Annotated in this window: 20 protein-coding genes; 9 read left to right on the top strand and 11 right to left on the bottom strand. The window is 61.9% G+C overall.

The annotated features are described in order from the left end of the window. Window positions 1-96: 96 nt before the first annotated feature. Window positions 97-621: a DUF962 domain-containing protein gene (locus DK871_RS24840; protein WP_161906995.1), complete on the bottom strand. Its 525-nt coding sequence runs from the start codon at window positions 619-621 to the stop codon at window positions 97-99. 83 nt (window positions 622-704) lie between these two features. Between DK871_RS24840 and DK871_RS24845 the strand changes: the two genes are divergently transcribed. Then, on the top strand, window positions 705-1,391 hold the full coding sequence (locus tag DK871_RS24845) for a Crp/Fnr family transcriptional regulator (protein ID WP_161906996.1): 687 nt from the start codon (window positions 705-707) through the stop codon (window positions 1,389-1,391). Here the strand turns inward: DK871_RS24845 and uraH are convergent. The 3 genes from uraH to DK871_RS24860 all read right to left on the bottom strand — a co-directional run bounded on the left by uraH (window position 1,386) and on the right by DK871_RS24860 (window position 3,881). Continuing rightward, the gene (uraH, locus tag DK871_RS24850) at window positions 1,386-1,796 is read right to left on the bottom strand and encodes a hydroxyisourate hydrolase (protein WP_161906997.1); all 411 of its coding nucleotides are present in this window, start codon (window positions 1,794-1,796) and stop codon (window positions 1,386-1,388) included. The two genes, DK871_RS24845 and uraH, sit on opposite strands and share 6 nt — an antisense overlap. A gap of 27 nt (window positions 1,797-1,823) precedes the next feature. Then, window positions 1,824-2,297 carry a heme-binding protein gene (locus DK871_RS24855; RefSeq protein ID WP_161906998.1) on the bottom strand — a complete coding sequence of 158 codons (474 nt, stop codon included), beginning with the start codon at window positions 2,295-2,297 and terminating at the stop codon, window positions 1,824-1,826. Between the two features lie 579 nt (window positions 2,298-2,876). Further along, window positions 2,877-3,881 (bottom strand): AraC family transcriptional regulator, encoded by a 1,005-nt coding sequence (locus DK871_RS24860; protein ID WP_161906999.1) that lies wholly within the window; start codon window positions 3,879-3,881, stop codon window positions 2,877-2,879. Window positions 3,882-3,982: 101 nt separating this feature from the next. On the opposite strand from DK871_RS24860, the gene DK871_RS24865 reads away from it, so the two are divergent. After that, window positions 3,983-5,056 carry a fatty acid desaturase gene (locus DK871_RS24865; protein WP_094774328.1) on the top strand — a complete coding sequence of 358 codons (1,074 nt, stop codon included), beginning with the start codon at window positions 3,983-3,985 and terminating at the stop codon, window positions 5,054-5,056. Here the strand turns inward: DK871_RS24865 and DK871_RS24870 are convergent. Together DK871_RS24870 and DK871_RS24875 are read right to left on the bottom strand one after the other, a co-directional pair. Then, a complete protein-coding gene (locus tag DK871_RS24870) occupies window positions 5,043-5,858 on the bottom strand; it encodes an ABC transporter ATP-binding protein (protein ID WP_161907000.1) in 816 nt (271 codons plus the stop codon). The two genes, DK871_RS24865 and DK871_RS24870, sit on opposite strands and share 14 nt — an antisense overlap. Next, window positions 5,855-7,453: an ABC transporter permease gene (locus DK871_RS24875; protein ID WP_161907001.1), complete on the bottom strand. Its 1,599-nt coding sequence runs from the start codon at window positions 7,451-7,453 to the stop codon at window positions 5,855-5,857. The genes DK871_RS24870 and DK871_RS24875 overlap by 4 nt, the downstream gene beginning before the upstream one ends. A 278-nt stretch (window positions 7,454-7,731) precedes the next feature. On the opposite strand from DK871_RS24875, the gene DK871_RS24880 reads away from it, so the two are divergent. Then, a complete protein-coding gene (locus tag DK871_RS24880; protein WP_161907002.1) occupies window positions 7,732-8,733 on the top strand; it encodes an ABC transporter substrate-binding protein in 1,002 nt (333 codons plus the stop codon). Between the two features lie 104 nt (window positions 8,734-8,837). On the opposite strand, the gene DK871_RS24885 is transcribed toward DK871_RS24880, so the two are convergent. After that, complete coding sequence (locus tag DK871_RS24885; protein WP_161907003.1) at window positions 8,838-9,758, bottom strand: LysR family transcriptional regulator; 921 nt, start codon at window positions 9,756-9,758, stop codon at window positions 8,838-8,840. A gap of 184 nt (window positions 9,759-9,942) precedes the next feature. On the opposite strand from DK871_RS24885, the gene DK871_RS24890 reads away from it, so the two are divergent. Then, a complete protein-coding gene (locus DK871_RS24890) occupies window positions 9,943-10,848 on the top strand; it encodes a TauD/TfdA family dioxygenase (RefSeq protein WP_161907004.1) in 906 nt (301 codons plus the stop codon). Window positions 10,849-10,972: 124 nt separating this feature from the next. Here DK871_RS24890 and DK871_RS24895 read toward each other — a convergent pair whose 3' ends face one another. The 3 genes from DK871_RS24895 to DK871_RS24905 form a co-directional block, all read right to left on the bottom strand. Beyond that, window positions 10,973-12,580: an alkaline phosphatase family protein gene (locus DK871_RS24895; protein ID WP_161907005.1), complete on the bottom strand. Its 1,608-nt coding sequence runs from the start codon at window positions 12,578-12,580 to the stop codon at window positions 10,973-10,975. A gap of 244 nt (window positions 12,581-12,824) precedes the next feature. Further along, complete coding sequence (locus DK871_RS24900) at window positions 12,825-13,286, bottom strand: HIT family protein (RefSeq protein WP_161907012.1); 462 nt, start codon at window positions 13,284-13,286, stop codon at window positions 12,825-12,827. A gap of 101 nt (window positions 13,287-13,387) precedes the next feature. Then, window positions 13,388-14,332 carry a LysR family transcriptional regulator gene (locus tag DK871_RS24905; RefSeq protein ID WP_161907006.1) on the bottom strand — a complete coding sequence of 315 codons (945 nt, stop codon included), beginning with the start codon at window positions 14,330-14,332 and terminating at the stop codon, window positions 13,388-13,390. Between the two features lie 155 nt (window positions 14,333-14,487). Here DK871_RS24905 and DK871_RS24910 point away from each other — a divergent pair, with 155 nt between their 5' ends. Next, window positions 14,488-16,797 carry a TonB-dependent receptor gene (locus DK871_RS24910; RefSeq protein ID WP_161907007.1) on the top strand — a complete coding sequence of 770 codons (2,310 nt, stop codon included), beginning with the start codon at window positions 14,488-14,490 and terminating at the stop codon, window positions 16,795-16,797. Here the strand turns inward: DK871_RS24910 and DK871_RS24915 are convergent. Next, complete coding sequence (locus tag DK871_RS24915; protein ID WP_161907008.1) at window positions 16,768-17,967, bottom strand: CynX/NimT family MFS transporter; 1,200 nt, start codon at window positions 17,965-17,967, stop codon at window positions 16,768-16,770. The genes DK871_RS24910 and DK871_RS24915 overlap by 30 nt on opposite strands. A 110-nt stretch (window positions 17,968-18,077) precedes the next feature. Between DK871_RS24915 and DK871_RS24920 the strand changes: the two genes are divergently transcribed. The 4 genes from DK871_RS24920 (at window position 18,078) to DK871_RS24935 (ending at window position 21,125) form a co-directional block, all read left to right on the top strand. Further along, the gene (locus DK871_RS24920; protein WP_161907013.1) at window positions 18,078-18,929 is read left to right on the top strand and encodes a LysR family transcriptional regulator; all 852 of its coding nucleotides are present in this window, start codon (window positions 18,078-18,080) and stop codon (window positions 18,927-18,929) included. Between the two features lie 233 nt (window positions 18,930-19,162). After that, window positions 19,163-19,975, top strand: coding sequence for an energy transducer TonB (locus DK871_RS24925; RefSeq protein ID WP_161907009.1), 813 nt, complete (start codon window positions 19,163-19,165; stop codon window positions 19,973-19,975). 25 nt (window positions 19,976-20,000) lie between these two features. Next, the gene (locus DK871_RS24930) at window positions 20,001-20,723 is read left to right on the top strand and encodes a MotA/TolQ/ExbB proton channel family protein (RefSeq protein WP_161907014.1); all 723 of its coding nucleotides are present in this window, start codon (window positions 20,001-20,003) and stop codon (window positions 20,721-20,723) included. Further along, a complete protein-coding gene (locus tag DK871_RS24935) occupies window positions 20,724-21,125 on the top strand; it encodes a biopolymer transporter ExbD (RefSeq protein WP_003187607.1) in 402 nt (133 codons plus the stop codon). Window positions 21,126-21,242: the final 117 nt, after the last annotated feature.

Genomic DNA, 21,242 nt, shown 5'->3' on the forward strand with positions numbered 1-21,242 from the left:
TTGCCCGCGATGGCGGTGTGTCAGTCGACAGTTATGCCAACTGATCCACCGCCATCGCGGGCAAGCCCGGCTCCCACATTGGATCTTCAGTACCTGTTAGACCGTGGCGTTTTTCCCGCGTACCGCCACCGGCCCCGAACGCCCTTCAATCTGCCGCTTGAGCTCATCCCGCAACCCCAGCAAAAACGCCAACTCCGCCACCACAAACAACGGCCCCACGATCAGCCCCGACACATCGTCCACAAACGCAGGTTTCCTGCCTTCGTAGTAATGCCCGACGAACTGAATCACCCAGCCCACCACAAACATGCCCACGCCGCTGCTTAGCCACACCGCCGTGCTTTGCGCCGCCAGCACATGCCCGGCCCACACCGACAAGCCCATCAGCACCGTCATCAACACGCCCAGGGCCAGTTCCAGGCGCAGGTAAAACCACGCCGAAAACAACGCCAGCAGCACCGCAGGTGATAGCCACAGCCCACCCACCGACCACTCGGGGCGCGACAGCAGCACGGCCACCGCCACCACAATCAGCGGGATACCGATGAAGTGGCTGGCGATGTTGCGTGGGTCGCGGTGGTACGCGGCGTATTGACTGAGGTGGTCGACGAGGCTTTTCATTGTTGTTCCTCCTGTAGGATGTTTGATCATGCCCTGTCAGCCGGTGCCTAACTGTCAACGGGGCGACAATCTTCGGAGTTCGCATGGACACAGGGACATGGCACGCGCAATTGGCTCGCGGTCATTGGTTTAGCCATTTGCCGCCTGACTTGCAGCGTAGCCTGCTGGCGGCGGCGCGGTTGCGTGTGCTGACGGCGGGGCAGTACCTGTTCAAGCGCGGTGACCCGCCGTGCGGTGTGTATGCGGTGCTGGAAGGCACGGTGCGCATCAGCGCGGTCAGTGCCCAAGGCAAGGAAGCGGTGTTGAGCCTGGTGGAAACGCCCTACTGGTTCGGCGAGATCTGCCTGTTCGACAACCTGCCGCGCACCCACGATGCCCTGGCCGCGGGCGCATGCAGGCTGTTGCAGGTGCCGCAGGCGGCGATGCTCGGCATCCTCGAACGGCATCCGCTGTTCTGGCGGGAGATGGCCCTGTTGATGAGCCATAAACTGCGACTGTCGTTGATCAATATCGAACAGATAAGCCTGATGCCCGCCTCACAGCGCCTGGCCCATCGCTTGCTGATGATTGCCCAAGGCTACGGCGAAGTGGAGCAGGCGCGCCGCGTGCTGCAACTGCCCCAGGAGGATCTGGCGGCAATGCTGGGCCTGTCGCGCCAGACCATCAACAGTCTGCTCAAGGCGCTGGAGCAACAGGGCATTATCGGCTTGAGTTACGGCGCCATCGAGATACTCGACCTCAACGGGCTGCAGCTGGCCGCGGGCCTATGAACCGCGATAGGTGGAGAAGCCGTAAGGGCTGAGCAGCAGCGGGATGTGGTAGTGCTGGTCGGCCTGCTTGACCTGGAAAATCACCGGCACCTCAGGGAAAAACGTCTCGCGGTTAGCCTTCTTGTAGTAATCGCCGGTCTTGAACACCACGCGGTACTCGCCCGGCTGCAGGCTGCGGTTGGCCGGGAACAGCTCGGCGATGCGGCCTTGCTGGTTGGTCACACCTTCGGACAGCGGCTGCCATTTATCGCCCACGTGCTGTTCCAGAGTGACATTGATACCGGCGCTTGGCAGGCCGTTTTCCAGGTTGAGTACGTGCACGCTCAGGGGGTTGGCGTCGGCCAGGGCCAGGTTGCACAGGCCGCTCAGGCTCAGTGCGGCAAGGGTCATGCTCAAGGTTTTCATGGCGAAGTCCTTTTGAGGGAAGTGGAATCAAGGGGTGATTTTCAAGCCCAGTTGCTCGGCGGCCTGCACGGCGCAGGCTTCATCCTGCGCGGCGCCACCGGCACCAGCGATGCCGAGGGCACCGACCAGTTCGGCGTCGGCAAACAGCGGCACGCCACCGCCGAGCAACAGCAGCTCGGGCAAGGTGTTGAGGTTGGCGGCTTCGGGGTTATTACGCGCCCGTTCGGCAAACAGCCGGGTCGGGGTTTTTGTCGACAGCGCCGTGTACGCCTTGCGTTGGCTGGCGAGGCTGTTGTGCGGGCCGACACCGTCAGCGCGCAGGCCCAGCAACAGGTTGCCACCGCGGTCGAGTACGGTCAGCGCAGCGGTGCAGCGGGCCAGGCTGGCGTCGGCCAGTTGGCGAGCGGTGTGCAAATCCAGCTCGGCGTGGCGTGGCAACTGTGGCGCCGCCTGGGCGACGGTGGCCACGGCGAGGCTCAGGAACAAGGCAGTGCGGTACATAGTGAGGGCTCCAGAAAGCAGGCCATCACGGTAACCAGCGGATGCGGACAAAAGCCGCACAATTGAATGACAGGTTTGTAATCAAACTGGCTGCGGGGGGGGTGTACCTGTCAACTTTGACAGTAGATGTGATGTTTCAGAGGGCGCAGACTTTGATTGTCAATCGTGACAATCGAGGAGTTAAGGCTCATGTCAGAAAATTCTTGCGATGTTTTCCCTCCAATATCGAGGCCAGGAAAACGGGTAGAAAACCCACCGGTTGTAGAACTACCGGTGCAAGGTGGAAGTTACGCGAGCCCAGTGACTTTCAAAGGCACGGGTCTTCCCGAGTGGGACGTCTATTTCTCCCTTACTCCGGTAAATGGGGATAAATTTGGCGGCGCTAAAGTTAAGCCGGATGGATCATGGGAGTTCACACATTTTCTGGACCCAGGTGAGGTCGGTGTTTTCGGGTGGCAGGAAACAACTCTGGAGCGTTCCGCATGGACATCTGTTATTAGATTTACGGTGAAGTGAGCGGGTGGTTTTTGGCCCGGTTCAGTAGTCGTCCTTGTGGGGAGACCGCGGATGCTTGGGTGGCTACTGCAAATCCCCCCGAAACTGCCCCGGCGTCATCCCCGTCCAGCGCTTGAACGCGCGGTTGAAACTGCTGGTGTCGGCAAACCCCAGCAAATGGCTGATCTCGGCCAATGAGCACTGCGGGTCGCGCAGGTGCAATAACGCCAGGTTTTGCCGGCACTCGTTGAGCAGGGCGTCAAACCGACACCCTTCATCGGCCAGATGCCGCTGCAAGCTGCGCAGGCTCAAGTGCAGCGCTTGGGCGATGCGTTCGGCGCTTGGCTCGCCGTCTGGCAGTTGCGCCTCGATGGCGGCGCGCACTTTGCGTTCCCAGGTCAGCGGTTGCAGCTGGGCAAGGGTGCGCTTGAGCACGGTTTCGTTGTGTTCGGCCAGCTCCGGGTTGGCGTCGTCCAGGTGGCTGTCAAAGTCGTTGGCGGCGAATTCCAGGCGGTCTTCGTCGGCGGCAAAGAATACTGGCGAGCGAAATACCGTATGCCACGGCTTGGGGTCGGCGGGTTCCGGGCGCCGCAGGTAAACGGCCAACGGCGCATAGTCGCGACCCAGGCGGTTGCGACACGTGCGCACGTAGATCGCCGCAAAGGCATCAATCGCTTCCGGTGCTGGCGCGGGGCTGCCTGGGGGTTGGAGCAGGCGAAAACGGTAGACGTCGCCGTGGCGGCTCAGCTCCAAGTCCAGGGCATCACTGACCACCTGGTGATAGCGCACGATGCGCTCGAATACCTCGCGCAAGCTGCCGCTGGCTACCAACGCATAACCCAGTGCATGAAAGGTGGTGGGGCTGACAAACCGCGACACCCGCAGCCCAATCGCAGGGTCGCCACTGGCCTGTACCGCCAGCGCCCATAAGCGCGTGGTGGCCGACAACCGGTAGCGGGCGTTGGGGTCGTCCATCTGCTGCGGGTCGAGCCCGGCCTCGGCGCACAGCGCGGCGCTGTCGAGGCCCAGGGCGTCGAGCTGCTTGCGCAGGGCGCGGGTCCAGCTGGCGAGGGAAGTGGGTTCGGTCATGGCAATTGGCGCTTGGGGTCAACAGATTGGCGTGCGCGGCTAGCGTCCTGCGCTAGGGTTAGGTGCAGGATTCAGGCATCACTTCACAAGAGAATGGAAGCATGGACGGTACTTCTGCAAGCCCCCAGCCGTTGAACGCACAACAGCGTTCGGCGCATATCCGCGAGGTGGTGATGGCCGAGGGCGTGCGCCTGCGCCAGCGGCACCCCTGGTTGTTGCATCAGGACGCCCTGGGCGCAGGCATCCTGGCCTTTGCCTTGCTGGGCATGCTCGGCTCGGCGGCGCTCTACATCAGCGGTCATATGGCCTGGTGGGTGTGCCTGCTGCTCAATGCGTTCTTCGCCTCGCTCACCCACGAGCTGGAACACGACCTGATCCACAGCATGTACTTTCGCAAACAGCGCGTGCCCCACAACCTGATGATGGGCCTGGTGTGGCTGGCGCGCCCGAGCACCATCAACCCGTGGATACGTAGGCATCTGCACCTCAACCATCACAAGGTCTCGGGCACCGAGGCCGATATGGAAGAGCGCGCGATCACCAATGGCGAACCCTGGGGCATCGCGCGGTTGCTGATGGTGGGGGACAACATGATGTCGGCCTTGATCCGCCTGTTGCGCGCCAAGACCTGGCCGCACAGGTTCAGCATCCTCAAGCGCGTGCTACTGGTGTACGCACCGCTGGCCTTGCTGCATTGGGGCGCGTGGTACGTCTTCCTGGGCTTTCATGCCGCCAATGGCATTGCCAGCCTGATGGGCGCGCCCATTCAATGGTCAGCCGGTACCTTGCAGGTGATGCAGGTGATCGATATCGCTGCGGTGGTGATCATCGGCCCGAACGTGTTACGCACCTTCTGCCTGCACTTTGTCAGCTCCAACATGCACTACTACGGCGATGTGGAGCTGGGCAATGTGATCCAGCAAACCCAGGTGTTGAACCCCTGGTGGCTGTGGCCGTTGCAGGCGTTCTGCTTCAACTTCGGCAGTACCCACGGTATCCATCACTTTGTGGTGAAAGAACCGTTCTACATCCGCCAGATGACCACCAAGGTGGCGCATAAGGTGATGGCCGAGATGGGTGTGCGCTTCAATGATTTTGGCACCTTTGCCCGCGCCAACCGCTTCGAGCGGCGTGAGCAGGCACACAGCGATTTAGCTCACCTCAGCAGGCAATAAACGCCAGGGGCAAATCGCGAATCTGTTCGCGCACGGGCGGTTGGTAGTGGTCATCGCTGATCAGCTCGTGCAGCAGCTCTTCGCGCAGTTGGTGGAATTCAAAGCTGCTGCGCTGGCGCGGATGGGGCAGGGCGATGTCGACTATTTGCTTGATGCGCCCGGGCCTGGGCTCCATCACCACCACGCGGTTGGCGAGGAAAATCGCCTCTTCCACATCGTGGGTTACCAGCACTGTGGTGATCCTGGCGCGGGCGCGAATGGCCAACAGTTCATCCTGCATCTGCTGGCGGGTCAGCGCGTCGAGGGCGCCGAAGGGCTCGTCCAGCAACAGGATGCGCGGGCTGGCCACCAGGCCGCGGGCAATCGCCACCCGTTGGGCCATGCCGCCGGAGAGTTGGTGCGGGTAGGCGCGGGTGAAGTCGGTGAGGCCCACCAGCTCGATAAAATCGTTGATGCGCCGTGTGCGCTCGGCCTCGCTCAGCGGCTCGTTGACCAGGCCCAGGCCGATGTTTTGCGCCACGGTCAGCCACGGAAACAGGCGGTGCTCCTGGAACACAATGCCGCGTTCGCCGCCGATGCCGCTGACGGCGTTGCCATCCACCCGGATCTCGCCGCGGTACTGCGTATCGAGCCCCACCAACAGGCGCAGCAGGGTCGACTTGCCGCAACCGCTGGCGCCGACAATCGCGACAAATTCCCCTTCGCCCACCTCCAGATTGAATTCACGGATGGCTTCCAGTTCGAAGCCATCGACGTCGAAGGACTTGCCCACATGGTTGAAGCTGACAATCGGTGCGTTCATGCGTGTCTCCAGCGAGTGGCGCGGGTTTCGAGGCGTTGGCCGAGCAGGTTGAGGGTGGCGCCGGTGAGGCCGACCAGCAGCATGCCGCTCATGATCAGGTCCATGCGCAGCAGTTGTTGGGCACCGATCATCAGGCTGCCGATGCCGCCATTGGAGGGCATGAAATATTCGGCGCCGAGGGTGCCCATCCACGCGTAGATCAGGCTCAGGCGCAGGCCGGCGAAAATCCCCGCCGCGGCGCCCGGCAGTACCAGGCGGCGCAGGCGTTGCCACAGGTTCAGGCGCAGTACCTGCGCGGCTTCGCGCAGCTGGGGCGACAGGTTGAGCACGCTGCGCTGGGTGGCGATAAACAACGGGAAGAAGGCGGCGAGGGCGATAAACACCCACTTGGCCAACTCACCCAGGCCGAACCAGGCGGTCAGCAGCGGCACCCAGGCGAAAATCGCAATCTGACGCAGCGCGGACAAGGTTGGGCCGAACAGTCGCTCACTGCGCCGCGACAACCCCAGCCATAAGCCCACGGCAAAGCCCAGGCTGCCGCCGAGCAGCAAGCCGCCCAGGGCTCGGCCCAGGCTTTTGCCTAGGGCGGTGGTGAGGCTGCCATCCAGCGCGCCGCCCAGGGTGGTTTGCAGCACGGTCCAGGGGCTGACCAGAATGTTCGGGTCTACCCAGCCCTGTTGCGTCGCGGCCTGCCACAGCGCCAACAACAGCAAGGGCAACAGCCAAGGCTGCAGGCGTTGCCAGCCTTCATAGCGTGGCCCGCGGCGGATCTGCGCGGTGGCGGGGTGCGGCCAGTGCACCCACTTGCGATCCAGCCAGCCGATGCCGCGGTCCATCACCACACCCAGCACGCCAATGACCACGATGCATACGAAGACGATATCGAGCATGAACAACTGGCGCGCCCACACCATCAGGTAGCCGATGCCTTCGCTGGAGGCCAGCAACTCCACGGCCAGCAGGGAAGTCCAGCCGGCGGCCAGGGCCAGACGCACGCCGGCCATGAACGCCGGCAGTGCGGCGGGCAGGATCAGACGGCGGATCAGCAAGTGGCCAGGCAAGCGCAGCACGCGGGCGGCTTCGCGCAGGTTGGGCTGGGCGTCGCGCACGCCCACCAGGGTATGCAGAGTCACGGGCACCACGATGGCCTTGACCAGCACCACCAGCTTGAGGGTTTCGCCAATGCCGAAAAACACCATGAACAGCGGGATCCAGGCCAGGGTCGGCACTTGCGCCAGCGCGCTGAACGTCGGGAATACCAAGCGCTCGGCGCGCGCACTGAAGCCCAGGGACGCGCCCAGTATCGCGCCAGCACTGATACCGGCCAGCAGGCCCCAGAACAAGCGCTGCAAGCTGATCGCCAGATGGCTCCATAACTCGCCCCCGGCCAACTCCACCGCGCTGCTCCACACCAGGGCGGGGGCGGGCAGAATCTGCTCGCTCATCCAATAATTGCGGCTGGCCAGCCACCATAAGGCAAACAGCGTGAGCGGCAGCAGCCACGGCAATAAACGCTGGCCCAGTTGCGGCCAGCGCGGCGCGACGCCTTTGGACGGGGCCGCCAGCGGCAGGCTCAGAAGTGAAATCCGGGCCATGGAAGACCTCCGAATGCGTTATGTGATTTCGATCTTACAAAAGCGTGATCAAGATGATTGCGAGATAAAAAAGTCATTTAAAGCCTCACGCCGCCACGCATCCAATGCATTCGAAGAATATTTTCGATGCTGTTTGTGCATATCCCTCTAGAGGCTGCGGGTTAGCTTGCATAGTTCTAAAAGCTATTAAATTGTGAATTTATAGTATTTAAAGTTTTGTCCAGTCTGTGCCTACTTTTTGCTCCCCAGGCGACCGTCGCCCACCAGGAGCTGCGCTTATGAAACTGCCCTTTAAACGTCTGATCAGCCTATTCGCCGGCACCGCCCTGGCCGGGTTGGTGCATGCCGCTGAGCTCAAGGAAATCCGCATCGCCGTGCCCGACCTCAGTGCCGGCAGCCAGCACAGCGGCGGTGGCATTACCGACGTGTTGCGTGAACAGCAGATTTTTGAAAAAGCCTTTGCCGACCAAGGCATCAAGATTCAGTGGAATTACTTCAAGGGCGCCGGCCCGGTGATCAATGAAGCGTTCGCCAACGGGCAGGTGGACCTGGCCTATCTGGGCGACCTGGCAGCGATCATCGGCCGCTCCAATGGCCTGGATACTCGGCTGCTCAGCGCCACCGCACGGGGAGTTAAGCATTACCTCGGCGTGGTGCCGGGCTCCGGCATCAAGACTCTGCAAGACCTCAAGGGCAAGCGCGTGGCGGTGTTCCGTGGCACGGCCAGCCAGTTGTCGTTCGACAGCGCCTTGGCCAGCCAGGGTTTGAGCGAGAAGGACCTGAAGGTGATCAACCTGGACTTCAATGCGGCCGCTGCGGCCCTGGCGGCCAAGCAGATTGATGCCACCTGGGGCGGTTCCACGCTGACGGCGCTGCAGGCCAAAGGTTTGGCAGAGATACCGCTGACCACCAAGGACCTGGGCGATGCCGGCAGCATCCAGGCCGTGCTGGTGGGCAGCGCCAAGTTTGTCGATGAACACCCAGACGCCGTGGCCACGTTGCTCAAGGCTCAGCAGCAAGCGGTGCAGTGGTTGACCGATGACAACAACAAACAGGCGTACATCGCGCTGGTGTCCGGGCTGGCCAGTTACCCGCCGGTGATCCTCACCAATGATTTGAAAGACCAGAAGCTCAGCGAAGTCTTCCCCTCCACGCTGGACCCGGTGTTCCTTGGCAAATTGCAGGATGCGGTGGACTTGGCGTCCAGGGAGAAGTTGATTCGCAAGTCGTTTCAGGTGAGTGATTGGGTGGCGCCAGGGTTGGTGGCGGCGGGGCTCTGAGCTTGTCGGTGCCTGGGCTATCGCTATCGCAGGCAAGCCAGCTCCCACACTTGAATGTGTTCACCGCTCAAATGTGGGAGCTGGCTTGCCTGCGATGAGGCCCTTCAAACCGCCACACTTACCGGCTGACTGTCCACCTCCACCAAGGTTTCAATCATCGCCTTAGCCGCCGGCGACAACCGCGACCCGGTGCGGCTGACAATCCCGCAGCGCGCACTCATTGTCTCCATGTGCTGCGGCAAGTTGCGCCAGTGCAGCAGCACCAGCGCCCCCTTGGCAATGTCCTCGGCAAAGGCCTCTTCAGTACCGACGCCGATGGCATTGGTTTGCAGCACGATGCTCACCAATGCCGGGAAGTGCTCGGTCTGGATGCTCGGTGAAAAATCCATACGCCCACTCAGATTGGCCAACAGCTTGCGAATGCCCTGGGAGATCAGCGGTGCCGCCAGCGGGTAGTCGAACATATCGTTGGTCGACAGGCTGTCCTTGGCCAGCAAGGGGTGGCCGGGGCGGCAGAAAAACACCCCGCGTTTGGGGGTGAGTGCGCGGGTCTGGAAATTCGGGTCGGCCTCGAACTGGCGGATGTCGGCGATAAAGAATTCGATCTCTTCACGGCTCAGGCGGCGGCTGAGGGTTTCCCAGTTATCCACCTGAAACGTGGTGCGGATTTTCGGGTGGGCGTTGATAAACCGCGCCACCGCATCCGGCACCAGTTTCACCGCTGGCGCCGGGCCGCAGCCAAAGCGCAGGTCGCCGGCGTCAAGCTTGGTCATGCGCGTCACTTCACTGCTCAGCAGCGCTGCGCCATGCACCAGGCTCAGGGCGTGCTGCAACACCACCTGGCCTTCCGGTGTGGGGCGCAAGTCCTTGTGGCCGCGGTCTACCAACACGCAACCGAACTCCTGTTCCAGCCCCTGGATGCTGCGGCTGAACGCTGGTTGGGTGATGCCCATGGCGTCCGCGGCGCGCACGAAACTGCGGTGTTCGTTGAGGGCGATGAAGTAGCGCAGTTGGCGAAGATCCATATGCTTTCCCGGCATTTTAAAAATAGGTCGAAGGCATTTGCGGCCCGGCAAGCTGAGGTTTTAAATGCAAGCTATTATTCCGTCAACGAAGCATTCATGCATTTGCTAGACCTAAATTGCATATGAATAGAGCGTTGCTGGAAGCGTCCCCCCACCGTTTCGCAGGCACATGAGGGTCATCACAATGAGCAACGCCGCATTAGCCGTTCAACCCATCGCCCACGCGCTCGATATTCACCCGGTGGCCGGGCGTATCGGTGCCGAGATCCGTGGCATCAAACTGTCTGGTGAGCTGGATGCCGCCACCGTCGAGGCCATCCAGCAGGCGCTGGTGCAGTACAAGGTGATCTTTTTCCGCGAACAGACCCATCTCGATGACCAGAGCCAGGAAGCCTTTGCTCACTTGCTCGGCGAGCCGATTGCCCACCCCACGGTGCCGGTGCGGGACGGCACGCGCTTCTTGATGGAGTTGGATGGCACCCGTGGCCAGCGCGCCAATTCCTGGCACACCGACGTGACTTTCGTCGATGCCTACCCAAAGGCCTCGATCCTGCGTTCGGTGCTGGCGCCTGCGTCCGGCGGCGACACCGTGTGGGCCAACACGGCCGCTGCCTACAACGACCTCAGCGTTGAGCTGCGCGCGCTGGCTGATCACCTGTGGGCGGTGCACAGCAACGAATACGACTATGCCGCCCGCAAGCCGGATGTGGCGGTGGAGAAGCTGGAGGAATACCGCAAAGTATTTACTTCCACGGTGTACGAAACCGAACACCCGGTGGTGCGCGTGCATCCGGTCAGCGGTGAGAAAACCCTGCTGCTGGGGCACTTCGTCAAACGCCTGAAAGGCTACTCCCAGGCGGAGTCGGCGCAGTTGTTCAACCTGCTGCAAGGCCACGTCACCCGCCTGGAAAACACCGTGCGCTGGCGCTGGAAAACCGGTGACGTGGCGATCTGGGATAACCGCGCCACCCAGCATTACGCGGTGGACGACTACGGCACCCAGGAGCGCATTGTGCGCCGGGTTACGCTCAAGGGGGATGTGCCGGTGGGGGTGCAGGGGCAATCAAGCAAAACCACTAAAGGTCTTTAAGCCGGGTGAGGTTAAAAAATGTGGGAGCGGGCTTGCTCGCGAATGCAGTGGGTCAGTTGATACATACGTCGACTGACACTGCGCATTCGCGAGCAAGCCCGCTCCCACATTTGGGTTGTGGTGTTTACCAGACCCCGATTTTCACCACTTTCTCTGCCTCTGGCTCACCATAACGAAACCATTGCCCGCGCACTTCAACTTCCGTGTGGCTGATGGTGGTGCGCCGCTTCAAGCCGCGCAGCCAGTCGAACAGATAACCCAGGTGAGTCTCGCGCACCTCGGCATAGGCGGGATCGCTGCCCAGGTCGTGCAGTTCCTGCGGGTCGTTTTCCAGGTCGAACAGTTGCGGGCGAAAGCCGTCGTACGCCAGGTACTTCCAGCGCTCGCTGCGCACCATGGTCATGCGGCAACGGTCGATGGGTTGCTCCAGGCGCTCGCGAGCCGGGGCCTGGAAGGCGTAGTCATATTCGGCAATGGCGTAGCGGCGCCAAGTGGGTTGCGCGCCCTGCAGCAATGGAATCAATGAGCGGCCTTCCAGCCGATGGTCGGCGGCGGGCAAGCCCAAGGCGTCGAGGAAGGTGGGCAGGGCGTCGATGGTTTCCACCAGGCGCTCGTCCACGGTGCCGCGGCTGATATCGGCGTTGGCACGCGGGTCGCGCACGATCAACGGAATACCCACCGCAGGCTCCAGCAAGAATTCTTTTTCACCGAGGAAATGATCGCCGAGAAAGTCGCCATGGTCGCTGGTAAACACGATCAGCGTGTCGTCCCACCGGCCAGCGCCTTGCAGAAAATCAAACAGCCGCCCGAGTTGATCGTCAATCTGTTTGATCAGGCCCATGTACGTGGGAATAACCGTCAGACGTACTTCATCGCGGGAGAAATTCAGGCTTTCCTGGTGTTGGCGAAATGCCTGGTACACCGGGTGATCGCTGGTGTGCTCAGGTTGAATCGGCGCCTGCACATGCTCGGTACCGTACAGCGCGTGATAAGGCGTCGGTGCGATGTAGGGCCAGTGCGGCTTGATATACGACAGGTGCAGGCACCACGGCTGTTCACCTTGTTCGTCGATAAAGTCGATGGCGCGGTCGGTGGTGTAGACGGTCTCCGAATGTTCTTCGGCCACCCGTGCGGGTTTGCCGGCGTTGCGCATATGCCAGCCGCTGAGCACTTCGCCGTTCTCACCTTCGGCGGCGTTGGCCCATTCATGCCACGGGTTGCTGCCGTTGTAGCCGTGAGCACGCAAGTATTGGGTGTAGGGCGCGGACTCGCGCTTATCCTCGAACAGCGGGCTGTCGGGGTAGATGCCGTCGTGACGCAGATACGCGTCGAAGCCGACCTCATTGAGCGGCTCGGCCTGGGCACTGTCGGGGTCGATCTGCAGGCGCTGCAAGGCCTCAAGGTTCGGCGTGGCGTGGGTCTTGCCCACCAATGCGGTGCGGATGCCGTGGGGGCGCAGGTAGTCGCCGATCGTCAGTTCTTCGAGCGGCAGCGGCACTGCATTCCACGCCACCTGATGGCTGCTGACATAGCGCCCGGTGTAGGCCGACATGCGCGACGGGCCGCAAATTGTGCCCTGGGTGTAGGCACGGCTGAAACGCACGCCGGCGGCGGCCAGGCGGTCGATATTCGGCGTGTGCAGATGGGCGTGGCCGTAGCAGGACAGGTAGTCGCGGCGCAGTTGGTCGCACATGATGTAGAGCACGTTGCGCACGGGTTTGGGGTCAGACATAGGAATTTACCGAACGGAGGACAGGTGGGTTTTTTCGCCGTTCGAGGGGCGCTCTGGCAAGTGCATTTGGGGACTGGGTTCTATGCATTGAGTGCATGGGTGTGGCTGCTGGCGTCATCGCAGGCAAGCCAGCTCCCACAGTTGAAATGCATTCCCCTGTGGGAGCTGGCTTGCCTGCGATGACGGCCTGACAGCAGATACATATCTACCTGGCACACCCGCGATCCAATTGTGGGGAGCAGGCTTACCCGGCGAAGGACCTGATGTGAGCGGCCAGTCCTGCCAGCGCTTTATCATCTGCCCTGGCAGCGTCATGGGAGGAGACATAGCCTTCATAACGCTCAAAATATTTGTCTTGGGTCGAGCTGATTTTTTTGAAGGCGCTATCTTCCCCGGTCCCGTGCATCGGGAATAATTTGGCGTGCAGATGATCGACGCCATAACCCTCCAGAATCATGCCCGTTCTGGCGACACCCTTTAGCGCGTTGTCCAAAAGCGTCGCCGTCTTCTTGGCTGCAGTGACCAAGTCGCACAGCACGGTGTCCGGTTCGGCAAACGCATAGCTGCCGTGATGGGCTTTGGGGATAACGACACTGAACCCCGGGGTGTTGGGGAATATGGAGAGAAAGGCCATGTGGGTCTGGTCTTCCCAAATGAGGTGGGAAGGTGCAGAACCGCGGGCAATGCTGCAAAAGATACAGTCCATCAAACGCGCTTCCTCGTGCGGGTCAAAAGGTTATAGCCCCTCTTGTAGGTGATCTTTGTTATCTAATGATGACTTCACGCAGGTGACGGGCCACCGCGTACTCAGACCGCAATATTTTCCAGCGCATAAGCATCCTCGTCCCTCTCATCAATCTCCTTGATCTGCTCAATCATCGCCTGCGCCAGCGGCGACAACCGATACCCCGCGCGGCTGACGATCCCGTAGCGGGTGTAGCGCTCCTCCAGGTTTTCGTCCAGTCCCTCAATCTGCAAACACACCAGTTCGCCGCGAGCCATGTGCAACACGTCGCTGTTGGCGCTGACGATGCCAATGGCGTCCGAGCGCAGTACCACGCCCATGAGGCTGTAGCCGTTTTCGCATTCCACATTGGGCTGGTAATCCGGCCGGCCGCTGAGGTCGACGATGACTTTGCGCAGGTTCGGCGGGCGGATGGTCACGGCCAGCGGGTAGCTCATCAGCTCGGCGGCGCTGACGCTGTTGTGCGCTGCCAAGGGGTGGCCGGCGCGGCAGCAGAAGTGCCAACGGCGTGGGCGCAGGCGGTGGGTGTGGTAGTCGGGGTTGGCTTCGAAGTGGCGGGTGTCGGCGACGAAGAATTCGAACTCTTCGCTGAGTAGGCGTTTGGCCAGGCTTTGCCAGTCGTCCACCTGGAACTGCACACGGGCCTTGGGGTAGCGCCCGATAAAACTGCCGATGGCACGTGGGACTAACCCAGCTGCCGGCGCCGGGCCGCAACCGAAACGCAGTTCACCGGCTTCCAGGCCGTTGAACTGGCTGATTTCGTTGGCCAGTTGTTGTGCGCCGCTGACCAGGCGCCGCGCATGTTCGAGCAGCACCTGGCCTTGCTTGGTGGGCGCGAGGTCTTTGCGGCCACGGTCCACCAGTTGGCAGCCGGCACTGTGTTCCAGGGCCTGGATGCTACGGCTGAACGCCGACTGCGACAGGTTCACCGCTGCGGCTGCCGCGACGAAACTGCGCTGTTCGGCGAGGGCGATGAAGTGGCGAAGCTGGCGCAAGTCGATATGCATTTTTCACATCAAAAATATCCGGGAAATGCATTGGCTATGCATTACGTCGACTCCTTATAAAGGCTATCTCTTATGCAGTAAATGTTCGTAAAAACATAAATAAATAACCTTTAGGAATATTAGGCGATGAGTATTCCGGGGTTTTGGAGCCGCTTATGAGTTTGTTCAAGTCCTTGCCCCTGGCTATGTTGGTAGCCACCAGTTGGTCACCGGCCCAGGCTGCTGAAACATCCGCACCTGCCGGCGAGGGTGAGCGCGCCAGTGGCCAATTGGAAACTGTCACGGTCACTGCCCGGCGGCGTACCGAAAGTGCCCAGGCCGTGCCGACGCCCATGAGCGTGCTCGGTGGCCAGGCCCTGGAAACCCAGCGGGTGTACCGCATCCAGGATTTGCAGCAACTAGTGCCCAGCGTCAACGTCGCCTACATGCATGCGCGTCAATCCAGCGTGTCGATCCGCGGCCTGGGCAACAACCCGGCCAGCGATGGCCTGGAAGGCAGCGTGGGGCTGTATATCGACAACGTCTACCTCGGGCGCCCGGGCATGGCCGTGTTCGACCTGATGGACATCGAGCAGCTTGAAGTTTTGCGCGGCCCCCAGGGCACATTGTTCGGCAAGAACACCACCGCGGGCGTGATCAATATCAGCACCCGTGCGCCGAGTTTTACCCCGGAGCGCAGCATCGAAACCTCCCTGGGCGAGGACGGTTATTTCCAGACCAAGGGCACGATTTCCGGCCCCCTGACCGATGACCTGGCAGGGCGTTTCTCGGCCTATCGCACGCGCAGCGACGGCGACATCAAGAATGAACATGACGGCCATGATCTGAACGGCGGCTCACGCCAGGGCTTTCGCGGGCAACTGCTGTACAAGCCCAACGAGGCCTTCAACCTGCGCTGGATCGGCGACTACAACGAAGAAGACTCCAGCGCCGGCACCCGCGTGCTGTACAGCACCGGGCCGACCATCAATGGCACCAACCTGTATCAATCCCGGGCCAACGCGGCAGGCGCCACCCTGGTGGACGGCACCCATCGCAAGGTCAACCTGGACAACGACCAGCATGTCACGGTGTTCCAGGGCGGTACGTCGCTGGAAGCCAACTGGACGTTGCCCAGCGACTTCACCCTGACCTCGGTGAGTTCCTACCGCTGGTGGAATTTCACCCCGCGCAACGATGACGGCCTCAATGTACCGGCGTCATATAACGCCGGGGTTTCGGTGGAAGATAAGCAGTGGTCCCAGGAATTCCGCCTGGCGTCGCCCAGTGGTGGTTTCTTCGATTACGTACTCGGCGCTTACTACTTCGGCTCCGACCTGGATAACAAATCCTTTGCCTACTACGGGCCCAAGGCTGATATCTGGAACGGCACGCCCGCCGGTGCGTTGAGCAATGTGAGCAGTGTGGGCAACGGGCATATCCGCACCGACAGCTTCGCGCTGTTCGCCCAAGGCACTTGGCACCTGACCGAGCGCCTGGATTTCACCGCCGGTGTGCGCGGCACCTATGAAGAAAAAAGCGCCTGGGTCACGCGCAATGCGCCAGTCGGTGGCGCGGCGGTCAGCGGGCCTGCCGCCACGGCGCGGCGTGGGCGTACCGGGGCCTATGATTCGGGCGACCTGTCGCAATACAGCGCCACGCCGTCGGGGCTGCTCAACCTCAGTTATCACTTCAACGAAAACCTGCTTGGCTACGCGACGCTGTCCCATGGCGAGAAGTCCGGCGGTGTGAACCTGGCGGTGGGGTCTGCGCCAACAGCGGGGGCCGACTCGTTGCTGATCGGCACCGAGCGCGCCAACAACGCCGAACTGGGTTTCAAGAGCACGTTGTGGGACCGTCGCCTGCAGCTCAATGCCAACCTGTTCTGGACCCAGGTCAACGGCTACCAGACCAACGCCTACGACCAGGACAACCGCGTGCAGTACCTGACCAACGCCGGCTCGGTGCGCTCGCGGGGCGTGGAAGTGGAAAGCACCCTGGTGCCGATCAAGGGCCTGACCCTGAACATCAACGGCTCCTTCAATGACGTGACTTACCTGTCTTACAAGGATGCGCCATGCCCGCCGGAAATCAGCCTGCGTCCCGGTGCGCCGGCGTCCTGTGACTTGAGCGGCCATCAGGTGGTGGGCGCCTCCAAGTGGATTGCCAACGCCAACGGCGAGTACAAGTGGAACCTGGCGAACGGCTTCGAACCCTACGTCACCGCCAGCTACGCGTTCCGTTCCAAGGCGGTGGGCACGGTGGAAGATTCCGACTACGGGCAGATCCCGGCGTATGCGGTGGTCAACCTGTCTACCGGTTTGCGCGGCGACTATGACCAAGGGCAGTGGGATGTGTCGCTGTGGCTGAAAAACGCCTTCGACAAAACCTACTACACCACCCTGTGGACCGGCGGTAACGGCGGTTACGAGGGCCTGCTGGGCACGCCGCGCACCCTAGGCGTGACTGGGCGCTACGACTTCTAGGTCGGTGCGATAGGTGGCCGGGCTGAACACCCGCGTCACCAGCAGCATCGCCACCACCGTCACCGTCAGCACCACCCAGGCACTGACAAAGTGGCCGGTAAGCTCGCGCAGCCAGCCGGTCAGCCATGGCGAAATCGCATTGATCAAAAAGCCCACGCCTTGCACGAACGCAGCCAGTTGCCCGGCTTGGCGAGGGTCGCGATGGTGGTCGAGGGTCAGCAGCAGGCTCAGGGCGAAACAGGCACCCAGGCCGAAGCCGCACAAGGCCACCCACAGGTGAGGATATTCCTGCGGCGCAATGATCAGGCCCAGGTAACCGACGGTTTGCGCCAACAGGCTGATGCTGAGCAATGGGCGGCGGTCGATACCGCGTTGCGCCAGCACTGGCATCAGCAGGGCGGCCGTCACCTGAAAAATCGTCATGAACGCCAGCAATGAACCGCTGGGCAGCACACCCCAACCCAGTTGCTGATAGTAGGCGGGCAGCCACGCGACCATGCTCATGTAGCCGCAATTGACCAGGCCAAAATACAGCGCCAGCAACCAGGCGCGCCGGTTGCGTAACCCTTTGAACCCAGGTGCCTGCTGTGGATTGCGTACGGCGCCCAGCGGCAGCCAGACCCACAGCAACAACGCCCCCAGCGCCGGTAAGAGCCACACACCCAGGCCTGCCTGCCATTGCTGGAAATGCGTGGCCACCACCGGGCTGAGCAGCGCGGCCAGCCCACCGCCGGCCATCAGCGACGCCGAGTACACGCCCATCGCCACAGGCACGCGGTGATGGAATTCGCGCTTGATCATCGCCGGCACCAACGCCTGGATCAGCGCCACGCCTGCACCGCCGAGCAGTGCAGTGACCAGCAGCGCCGAGGCCTGGCCCATCAACCAGCGCGCCAGGCACGCCAGCAGAATCATCATCAAGCCCAGGGCGATGCCACGTCGTTCGCCCAAGCGAGCCTCCACACGCACGCCCACCAGTGCGACCAACCCCATGCAGATCACCGGCAGGCTGGTGAGCAAGGCACTGCTCTGAAAGCTCAAGCCGGTGGCCTGGCGAATCTCCCCGAGCAAGGGGCTGATGGAGCTGAGGATCGGGCGCAGGTTCAGGCCAAGCACCACCAGCAGGCCCCAACCGGCAAGTCGTCCGGCGAGTGTCGTGTTCAGCGTCATAGGAGGCGGGGTCCGAGTGGGCAAAGGAGGGATGAGTATGGCGAGGCGCCAAGGTATGCTGAAATTAAATATAACCATGCCAACCAGTGGCAAACGCAATGGTGATGAGTGTGTTCGATCCTGTGTTATTGCGCAGCTTTGTCGCCGTGGTGGACTGCGGCAATTTCACCCGCGCCGCCGAGCGCCTGCATTTGACCCAGTCTACCGTCAGCCAGCAGATCCGCCGCCTGGAAGACGCGGTGACGTGCCAGTTGCTCGATCGCGACCAACGCCGTGTGGTGCCCACCACTGAGGGTGAACGTCTGCTCGCCTATGCACGGCGAATCCTGGCGCTGCATGAAGAAGCTGCCGATGTGCTGATCAACCAGCAAAGCGACGGCGTGTTGCGCCTCGGCGTGCCGGAAGACTTTGCTGCCGAGCGCCTGATGCCGCTGCTTTCGGCGTTCGTCGTGGCTTATCCACGGGTTCGACTGGAAGTCACCAGCGGGCTGGGCCCCGAACTGCAGCGTCAGTACCGCGGCGGTGAGTTCGACGTGCTGCTGGTCAAGCAGATGGGCGACAGCGACGACTGTGTAGCGTCGTGGCCCGAGCCCTTGTATTGGGTCGATAGCCTCAGCACGCCGGCGCTGGGCCGTGACCCGCTGCCGCTGGTGGCCTTTCCGGTAGGCGGCCTGTATCGCAATGACATGCTCCACCATCTGGAGCGTGCCGGCTGGCGTTGGCGCATCGGCTATTGCAGCGCCAGCCTGGCCAGCGTGTGTTCGGCGGTGGCGGCAGGCTTGGGCATCAGTTTATTGCCGGAGCGGGTGTTGCAACCCGGCCATCGCATACTCGGCCCGGAAAGTGGCTTGCCGCCGGTACACGGCGTGCGATTGGCCTTGTATGGCCGCGCTGGCCTGGGCGCGGCGGGGCAGACATTGCTGAGTGAATTGCTCGCGTTATGCGCGGGAAATCCGCACTGATCGATACCTTTGCCGAATATTTTGCATGCCTTGAAAGCATCGAAAAATAGCCGCTGGGCGCCAGGCCACGACGGACGCGGGCTGGCGTCGGGTGGCCGTCAGGATTATTCAATTCTGATCTATGTATAACTTCAAAGATTACTTTAAGAAATAAGTGTCTGGCCCCAATGATTCAGCCCTAGACGGCGCTGCTTACAGGCCCGTCGGTTTTCAGAACCGCAGGGAGTGAATCAATGGGCAATGTCCAGACCGCCGCCAGTGCACACGAGGCGCAGTGGCGCCAGGCACCGAGTGGTGAGTTGGTCGACCTTGGCCGGCCGCACCGCGCGCCGTTGGGGCAATTGCGTCTGCAAAAGACTCCGAAGCGTTTCTCCAGCCGCCGCGAAGGCATTCTGCTGGGGCTGCTGGTGTTGGCCTTGCATGGCGCGGTGATCTATTGGGTAAGTCAGAAGCCCACGCCGGTGCTGCCGATTGTGCCGCCGGAAATTCCACCGATGACCATCGAGTTTTCCCAGCCGGCGGCGCCGGTGGTTGAGCCGCCACCGCCTGTACCGCCACCGCCGCCTGTGGTCGAGCCACCGCCGTCGGTGGTGGATGAGTTGGCCGCCAAGCCGGCGCCACCCAAACCGGTTCCCAAACCCAAACCCAAGCCCGCGCCTAAACCTGCGCCCAAGCCTGTACCCAAAGCGGTTGAGCCGCCACCAGTGCCAACACCACCGACGCCAGCACCCGCCGCTCCTCCAGCGCCCGTGGCGCCCGCGCCGGTGACACCCGCGTCGGCCAACGCCGCGTACCTGAAGAACCCGGCGCCGGAGTACCCGTCACTGGCTCAGCGTCGCGGTTGGGAAGGCACGGTGTTGCTGCGGGTGCAGGTGCTGGCCAGTGGTAAGCCGGGGGAGATCCAGGTGCAAAAAAGCAGCGGTCGCCAGCAATTGGATGACGCGGCATTGGCGGCAGTGAAGCGCTGGAGTTTCGTGCCGGCCAAGCAGGGTGATGTGGCCCAGAACGGCTGGGTCAGCGTGCCCATCGATTTCAAGATTCATTAATTATTCCGCGGCGCAGAGGGAAAACATCATGGCATTGGCATCTCCACTTGAATCCATTGAAAGCGCGGTGATCTGGCTGCTGGTGGCCTTTTCGGTTGCTACCTGGGGCCTGGCCTTGCTCAAGGGCGTGCAGTTCGGGCGCCTCAAGGCTCAGGATCGCAAGTTTCACAAACAGTTCTGGGCGGCATCGAGCCTCGATGCTGCCGCAGAACTTGCCGAAACCCAGCCAGGCGCGGCCGCTCGTGTGGCCCAGGCCGGTTACGCGGCGATCCAAGTGGGAGACGCCAGCCATGCTGCGGACTTGAGCCAGGCAATCAACCATCAAGACCGCCTCGAACGCGCCCTGCGCCAGCAGATCGTGCGTGAACGTCGTTCCCTGGAAACGGGCCTGGCCGTGGTCGCCAGCATCGGCAGCACCTCGCCGTTTATCGGCCTGTTCGGCACCGTGTGGGGCATCATGGAAGCGCTGAAGGGGATCAGCGCCGCCGGGTCCGCCAGCCTGGAAACCGTGGCGGGGCCGATCGGGGCGGCGTTGGTCGCGACCGGCGTGGGGATCGCCGTCGCGGTGCCTGCGGTGCTGGTCTACAACTACTTCCTGCGTCGCCTGAAGCTGACGGCGGCAGACCTGGATGACTTTGCCCACGACTTCTACAGCCTGGCGCAGAAAAACTCATTTCGCGTACTGCTCCACCCCACCCTGGCCAAGGCCAGTGCCGGCAGCCCGCAGAAAGTGAAGGAGGCGTCCTGAATGGCCTTCTCTACGCAAGACAGTGATGAGGTGCTGAGCGAGATCAACGTCACGCCGCTGGTGGACGTGATGCTGGTGCTGCTGGTGGTGTTCATCGTCACCGCGCCGCTGTTGACCAACTCCATCCCGATCAACCTGCCCAAGACCCAGGCCGTGGCGCCGGTTGAGCAGAAAGACCCGCTGGTGGTGAGCATCGACGGCGCTGGCAAAGTGTTTATCAACAAGGACGCCATCCAGCCGGACCTGCTGGAATTCAACCTGCAGGCGGCCAAGGCCAAGGACCCTGATGTGCGCGTGCAACTGCAGGCTGACGATGGAGTGAACTACGGCGAAGTCGCGCGCGCGATGGCGTCGATCGAGCGCGCGGGGATTACCAAGTTGTCGGTGATCACCGCACGGTAGTTTCAAAAAATCTCGACAGTTTTTGGGCCGCTTTCCTTGGCAGGGTGCGGCCTTTTTTTATTTAAGCATTACGTGTTTTTGAATGTTGCATAGGAAAAGAATTTACATGTTTTCGGG

Source organism: Pseudomonas sp. L13, assembly GCF_009935965.1.
GTDB classification, from domain to species: Bacteria; Pseudomonadota; Gammaproteobacteria; order Pseudomonadales; family Pseudomonadaceae; genus Aquipseudomonas; species Aquipseudomonas lactis.